The organism is Mycobacterium sp. NAZ190054 (assembly GCF_001545925.1).
GTDB lineage: Bacteria > Actinomycetota > Actinomycetes > Mycobacteriales > Mycobacteriaceae > Mycobacterium.
Window position 1 is genome coordinate 1 of sequence record NZ_LMVQ01000236.1, and the last position, 5,765, is coordinate 5,765.

6 protein-coding genes, 2 tRNA genes and 2 pseudogenes are annotated in these 5,765 nt (G+C 67.9%); 6 read left to right on the top strand and 4 right to left on the bottom strand.

Features of this window, described 5'->3' with window-relative positions; genetic code table 11:
• Positions 1-121 (bottom strand): annotated as a pseudogene (locus tag ASJ79_RS32365) (aldehyde dehydrogenase family protein); the annotation flags it as partial.
• Positions 122-273: 152 nt separating this feature from the next.
• On the opposite strand from ASJ79_RS32365, the pseudogene ASJ79_RS17095 reads away from it, so the two are divergent.
• From ASJ79_RS17095 to ASJ79_RS17105, 4 genes and pseudogenes are all read left to right on the top strand, one after another.
• Positions 274-669 (top strand): annotated as a pseudogene (locus tag ASJ79_RS17095) (DUF3566 domain-containing protein); the annotation flags it as partial.
• A gap of 71 nt (positions 670-740) precedes the next feature.
• Positions 741-814 (top strand) — tRNA-Ile (locus ASJ79_RS17100).
• 17 nt (positions 815-831) lie between these two features.
• Positions 832-954: a hypothetical protein gene (locus tag ASJ79_RS34765; protein ID WP_255374741.1), complete on the top strand. Its 123-nt coding sequence runs from the start codon at positions 832-834 to the stop codon at positions 952-954.
• 7 nt (positions 955-961) lie between these two features.
• Positions 962-1,034 (top strand) — tRNA-Ala (locus tag ASJ79_RS17105).
• Between the two features lie 197 nt (positions 1,035-1,231).
• On the opposite strand, the gene ASJ79_RS17110 is transcribed toward ASJ79_RS17105, so the two are convergent.
• Complete coding sequence (locus ASJ79_RS17110; protein ID WP_197420255.1) at positions 1,232-2,113, bottom strand: helix-turn-helix transcriptional regulator; 882 nt, start codon at positions 2,111-2,113, stop codon at positions 1,232-1,234.
• Positions 2,114-2,269: 156 nt separating this feature from the next.
• On the opposite strand from ASJ79_RS17110, the gene ASJ79_RS17115 reads away from it, so the two are divergent.
• Positions 2,270-3,046 (top strand): SDR family oxidoreductase, encoded by a 777-nt coding sequence (locus tag ASJ79_RS17115; protein WP_067957461.1) that lies wholly within the window; start codon positions 2,270-2,272, stop codon positions 3,044-3,046.
• A gap of 160 nt (positions 3,047-3,206) precedes the next feature.
• Here the strand turns inward: ASJ79_RS17115 and ASJ79_RS17120 are convergent, their stop codons facing one another.
• Complete coding sequence (locus ASJ79_RS17120; protein ID WP_067957466.1) at positions 3,207-4,565, bottom strand: L-serine ammonia-lyase; 1,359 nt, start codon at positions 4,563-4,565, stop codon at positions 3,207-3,209.
• Between the two features lie 9 nt (positions 4,566-4,574).
• Positions 4,575-5,009, bottom strand: coding sequence for a cell wall synthesis protein CwsA (gene cwsA / locus ASJ79_RS17125; protein WP_067957472.1), 435 nt, complete (start codon positions 5,007-5,009; stop codon positions 4,575-4,577).
• A 105-nt stretch (positions 5,010-5,114) separates the two neighbouring features.
• Here cwsA and ASJ79_RS17130 point away from each other — a divergent pair, with 105 nt between their 5' ends.
• Positions 5,115-5,642, top strand: a complete 528-nt coding sequence (locus ASJ79_RS17130; protein WP_067957474.1) for a peptidylprolyl isomerase — start codon at positions 5,115-5,117, stop codon at positions 5,640-5,642.
• Positions 5,643-5,765 lie beyond the last annotated feature (123 nt).

Consider the following 5,765-nt stretch of genomic DNA (forward strand, 5'->3'; position numbering starts at 1 on the left):
CGGCGTCGTCGAGGATCACCATCGGGCCGTTGCCGCCGAGTTCCAGTGCCAGCTTCTTCAGCCCGGCCTTCTCCGCGATCCCCTTGCCCACCGGTGTCGAGCCGGTGAAGGACACCACCCGCGCCGCGACCGGAGCCGAGCACTGCGGCCTACGCCAGTGAGATCCCCGACCTGTCGGGTGGACGGCCCCGCCAGCAACGCAAGCCCGTCGAGCGGCCGTCGTCCGAGCAGCCGAAGCCTCCGGCGAGGACCACCCCCACCGGCGGTAACCGGGCCGTCCAGGTCGGGGCCCGCCAGCACCGTGGTCCGGTGCGGGCGAGCATGCAGATCCGCCGGGTGGACCCCTGGAGCACGCTGAAGGTGTCGCTGCTGCTGTCGGTGGTGCTGTTCTTCGTCTGGATGATCGCGGTCGCGTTCCTGTACCTCGTGCTCGGCGGCATGGGTGTCTGGAGCAAGCTGAACAGCAACGTCGGCGACCTGCTGACCAGCGCGAGCGGGAGTTCCGGCGGCGAGCTGGTGTCCAGCGGCACCATCTTCGGCGGCGCGGCGTTGATCGGCCTGGTCAACATCGTGCTGCTGACCGCCGCGGCGACGATCGGGGCGTTCATCTACAACCTGACGACCGATCTGGTGGGCGGCGTGGAGGTCACCCTCGCCGACCGCGACTGACGTCACCACGGCGCGGTTTGGGAGACGGGTTGGTGGTGCGGTAATCTCGTCGCTCGGCCCGTGCGGTTGACGGGGCTATAGCTCAGGCGGTTAGAGCGCTTCGCTGATAACGAAGAGGTCGGAGGTTCGAGTCCTCCTAGCCCCACGGAAAGGTACATGTCGATGAGGCTGGTGCTTCTGCTCGGCGTAGGTCTCGCGGCGGCGGCCGCGGTGGCCGTGTGGCGGACCCAGCACGGTGCCGAGGTATGGCACACCCTGCCGGACTCAGGGGCCGACGTATCTTGACCGGCAAGGGGCCTTAGCTCAGTTGGTAGAGCGCTGCCTTTGCAAGGCAGATGTCAGGAGTTCGAATCTCCTAGGCTCCACAATCAAAACAGCAGGTCAGACACAATGTTGTCTGGCCTGTTCTGCATTTATGCGGCGTCTGTGCGATCGCCGGCTTCATCCACGTAGATCGTGACGGTTGGTTGAGTCGCCAAATTATCTTGGTCTCCGCCCGGCCGGTCTCAGCCGGTTCGCCGCGATCGCATTACCGATGCCGTCCGCCCGGTCAATGTCTTTCTCAGCGAACCGATTCCATGCGGCTCTGCCGCTGCGCGGGTCGTGATTCGCTATCGACGCCCGACGCGGCCAGCGAGGCCAGCACCTGGAGCTTCTCCGCGCTCTCGGTGCCCTCCTCGGCGTAGTAGAGGACGAGTATCAGCCCGTCGACGGGCAGCTTGTCGCGGTGCAGCTCGAGCGTTCCGACGATCGGATGGTTCACGACGGCGGTGCCGCCTATGAGTGGTCGCACGTCGTGGCGAGCCCACAGGTGGCGAAACCGGGCGCTGGCGAGCGACAGCTCGCCGATGAGCTCGACCACGCGGGCATCGTCGGTGTCTTCGCCGATCGACCTGCGGAACGCTCCCACGAATTCCCCGGTGGCCCTTGCCCAGTCGGCCTGGAATTCGCGTTCTTCGGGATCAAGCAGGAGAGACCGCAGCCGGTTCTCGCCAGGTTTCAGGCGCGGCGACAAGGCAAGAGCAAGCGGGTTCGAAGCGAGAACGTCGTAGGCGTGGCCCTCGATGAATGCCGGGATCCCGATGGTGGCGAGCAGGTGGTGCAACCGGGCGGGGACCCGCTCGACTCGCCTGCGTCGCCGGGCCGGCCGTGGCGGGGCGGCCAAGTCGAGCAGGTACTGGCTCTCGACCTCGTCGAGGTGAAGGACACGCCCCAGCGCCGTCAAGACTTGGACGGAGGGGTGCTTGTCGCGTCCGCGCTCCAACCGCATGTAGTAATCGGCGCTGATGCCGGCCAGCAGCGCGACTTCTTCGCGCCGCAGCCCCGGAACCCGCCTGTTGGGCCCGGCAGGAATGCCGGCTTGGTCCGGTGTGACCAGTGCCCGCCGGGCGCGCAGATACTCACCGAGTCGGTTCGTCTTGATACCACCGATGTCTGCTTCCACGTTCTCAGGCTAAGCGCGAAGGACTGGCGGTGAGGGGGTCCCGCCAGACCCCAGGGTCGGCGGGGCCATCCGAATCCCAACGTGCTGCGAAAGACTGGAAAAGCCGGCGACCGGGCCGGACCAAAGGGCCTGCTGGAAAGGGAAGCGAGGACAGCGATGGACATCAGCGGCCGTACCGTCTTCATCGCCGGGGGCACGTCTGGGATCGGGCGCGGGCTGGCGCAGCGGTTTGTGGACGCAGGCAGCACGGTTGTCGTCGGCGGACGCGACGTCGACCGGGTGGAGGCGCTGGACTCGGTTCGCATCGACGTGGCGGATTCAGAGTCCGTCACCGCCGCCCGCGACGAAGTGCTGGCGAAGCATCCCGATCTCGACGTCGTCGTCACGATGGCGGGCGTGATGCTCGCCGAGGATCTTCGCGACCCGGCCCACATCGCCACGGCCGAGACCTCGATCGCGGTCAATCTTCTGGGCACCATCCGGGTGATCGACGCCTTCACCCCACACCTCATCGGCCGAGGCGCCGGGGACATCATCACCGTGTCCTCGGGCATCGGCTTCATGCCGTTCCCGCTGATGCCGACCTACGGCGCCACCAAAGCCGGAGTCCATTCCTACACCGTGTCCCTGCGCGCACAGCTCGCCGGTACGCGAGTCACCGTCACCGAGCTGATCCCGCCGGCCGTGGCCACCTCGGACCGGCAGAGGCAGCTCAACCCGGCCGCACTGCCCCTCGACGACTACCTCGACGAGGCCGTCGGACTGCTCACCCAGAACCCGACCCCGGACGAGATCACCGTCGAACGCGCCGAGCCGCTACGTTGGGCAGAACGTGACGGCACCTACGCCGAACTCCTCGAACGTCGCTTCCGGGACGTCGTGCGCAAGTCGCACCGGGCGCGGCCCGTTCCACCTACCGTCGGCTTCCGGTAGCACAGACCCCAGATGATCCAGACGCGGAGATGAGGGCCTGGCTGCGTTGCCACGCCACCAAACGTCCTTGCCATGGGTTCCTGGTCGATACGACCGAATCTTCCACTGCGATGAGGTCTCGACCGCACTTGAGTACTGATCCGCCGCCTCAGCGCTCAATTCAACACTCCACCACGTTGAGGGCCAGTCCCCCGCGTGAGGTCTCCTTGTACTTGTCGGCCATGTCGGCCCCGGTGTCACGCATCGTCTTGATCGCGGTGTCGAGACTGACGTGGTGGGTGCCGTCGCCGAACAGCGCCATCCGGGCCGCGGTGATGGCCTTCACCGACGCGACCGCGTTGCGCTCGATGCACGGGATCTGCACCAGTCCCCCCACCGGGTCGCACGTCAGCCCGAGGTTGTGCTCAATGCCGATCTCGGCTGCGTTCTCCACCTGCGCCGGCGTGCCGCCCAGCACCGCGGCCAGGCCCGCGGCCGCCATCGAGCACGCCGAACCGACCTCGCCCTGACAGCCGACCTCGGCACCGGAGATCGACGCGTTGGCCTTGAAAAGCTGACCGATTGCCGCGGCGGTCAGCAGGAACTCGACCACCCCGTCCTCGCCCGCGCCCGGGACGAACCGCCAGTAGTAGTGCAGGACAGCGGGAATGATGCCCGCCGCACCGTTGGTCGGCGCGGTGACCACCCGCCCGCCTGCGGCGTTCTCCTCGTTGACGGCCAGCGCGTACACCGTGACCCAGTCCATCGCGTACAGCGGATCGGCGGGATTTGCCTCCAGTGCCTGCGCCTGCGCTTTGGCCCGCCGGCGGACGTGCAACCGTCCCGGCAGCGTGCCGTCGGCGGACAGGCCGTTGCCGACACACTCGCGCATCACCGCCCAGATGTGCAGCAGACCGGTGCGCAACCGCGGCCCGTTGCCCAGCGCCTCCTCATTGGCGGTCACCAGATCTGCGATGCTGCAGTGATTTTCAGTCGCCAGAGCGATCAGCTCGGTCCCGCTGCGGAACGGGTACGGCAGCGCGACGTCCTCGGGCGGGGGTGAGTGGGCCTGCTCGTCGTCGACGACGAACCCGCCCCCCACCGAGTAGTACACCCGCCGCGCCAGCTCTGCCCCGTCCTCGGCATAGGCGGTGAAGACCATGCCGTTGCTGTGAAACTGCATGGGCTGCAACGACATAACGATGTCGGTGGACATGTCGAAGTCCACCCAGCGCCCCCCGGCGACGGCGAGCCGGCGATCCTGGGTCACCGCGTCGACGCGCGCCCGGGCTTCCGCCGGATCGACGGTCTCGGGATCGTTGCCCTCCAGCCCCAGTACCACCGCCCCGGGCGTCCCGTGCCCGGCACCGGTGGCGCCCAGCGATCCGTACAGCTCGACCCGCAGTCGGGCCACATCCTTCAGGCCCCCGTCGGCGGCCAGGCCGTCGGCGAAGCGGCGGGCCGCGCGCATCGGGCCCACGGTGTGTGAGCTCGACGGCCCGATGCCGATCGAGAAGAGATCGAACACCGACACCGCCATGGCGAGCGGCTAGGGCTTCGGGGTGACCTCGACGCTGGGGGGCAGCGGCGAGGGTTCGGGTTGGGACGAGCGCCGCACGATGGAGAACGTCACCGCTCCCCCGGCCAGCACCGCGACGGCGACCCCGGCCAGCAGCAGCGGACGTCGGCGCCGACGGGACTTGCGCGCCTTCTGCAGCGCCTGCGGCAGACCGGCGACGACCTCCTGGGCCGCGGCCACCTCGGCCGCGAGGGTTTCCTGGGCCGCGGCGAGCTCGGACTTGAGCTGGCGGGCGACTTTACTGCGCCGGTAGCGCTCGGCGGCCCAGCCCGCCGAGGAGCGGACGGAGCCGACTCCGAGCCCCACCGCTCCCCTGGTCACGTCGACCGGGCCGACGGTCGAGTACTTCAGACCGCGGCTCAGCCGCTGGCTGGGCGTCAGGCGTACGCGCATCTCGGAGCTCATGGCCACCTCTTTCGGCTGTCGGGTATCGCATTCCCAGCCTGCCATCACCGCCGTGGGCACGGTGGCCGGTTGGCGGTCCGACCGGGCGTGGCACACTGAATTCCCGTGACGAGTCCCATTCAGACCGCGACCGCGACCCTGCACACCAACCGCGGCGACATCAAGATCGCACTGTTCGGAAACCACGCCCCGAAGACCGTGTCCAATTTCGTCGGACTCGCTCAGGGCACGAAGGAATACAGCACGGAGAATGCGTCCGGCGGTTCGTCAGGGCCGTTCTACGACGGTGCGGTGTTCCACCGCGTCATCGACGGTTTCATGATCCAGGGCGGCGACCCGACCGGAACCGGCCGCGGCGGGCCGGGCTACCAGTTCGCCGACGAGTTCCACCCGGAACTGCAGTTCGACAAGCCCTACCTGCTGGCGATGGCCAACGCGGGACCGGGCACCAACGGCTCGCAGTTCTTCATCACGGTGACCGAGACCCCGCACCTGAACCGCCGCCACACGATCTTCGGTGAGGTCGTCGATCCGGAGTCCAAGAAGGTCGTCGACGCCATCGCCACCACGGCCACCGACCGCAGCGACCGGCCCACCGACCCGGTCGTGATCGAGTCGGTCACCATCTCCTAGTGTCCTGAGTCATTAATTGCGGCCTAGTTGTTAGACTAGGTCGTGCCGACTCCTCATGCCGCTGAGATTGTGTTGTCCGCTGATGAGCGGGCCGAGTTGGAGGGCTGGGCGCGGCGACGTACG